The 492-nt window shown below is 65.0% G+C and carries 1 protein-coding gene; it reads left to right on the forward strand.

All coding sequences use genetic code 11. The annotated features are described in order from the left end of the window. The coding region (locus tag L691_RS27965) for a DNA topoisomerase (RefSeq protein WP_036735514.1) at positions 1 to 492 on the forward strand (492 nt) is incomplete at both ends.

Here is a 492-nt window from a genome sequence, read left to right on the forward strand (position 1 = left end):
GCGGAGGACGGACGCAGCCATCGGGACGTTACAGCGAGGCAGCGCTGCTGACACAGATGGAGAAGCACGGCCTTGGCACACCAGCGACCCGCGCCGACATTATCGAGAAGCTCGTATCGTCGGACACGATCGAGCGGCAGGGCAATGTCCTGCATCCGACCGGCAAGGGCAAGCAGCTGATCAAGCTGGTCTCCCCGCAGCTTCGCACACCGGATTTGACGGCCCGCTGGGAGGCCGAGCTGGAGCGGATCGCCCGCGGCCAAGGCAAGCCGGAGCCATTCCTCAAGGGTATACGCGGCATGGCAAAGGAGCTCGTCGCAGAGGTGAAGAACAGCGGCGCCGAATATAAGCCGCATAATGTCTCGAACAGCCACTGCCCGCAGTGCGGCACGCGGCTGCTGGAGAAGAAGTCGAAGCGCGGCAAGCTGCTCGTCTGCCCGGCGGAGGACTGCGGGTATACCCGCGCCGGAGAGAAGCGGCTGTCGAACCGCC

Origin of the sequence: Paenibacillus zanthoxyli JH29 (assembly GCF_000520715.1) — a bacterium.
Lineage (GTDB): Bacteria > Bacillota > Bacilli > Paenibacillales > Paenibacillaceae > Paenibacillus_AQ > Paenibacillus_AQ zanthoxyli.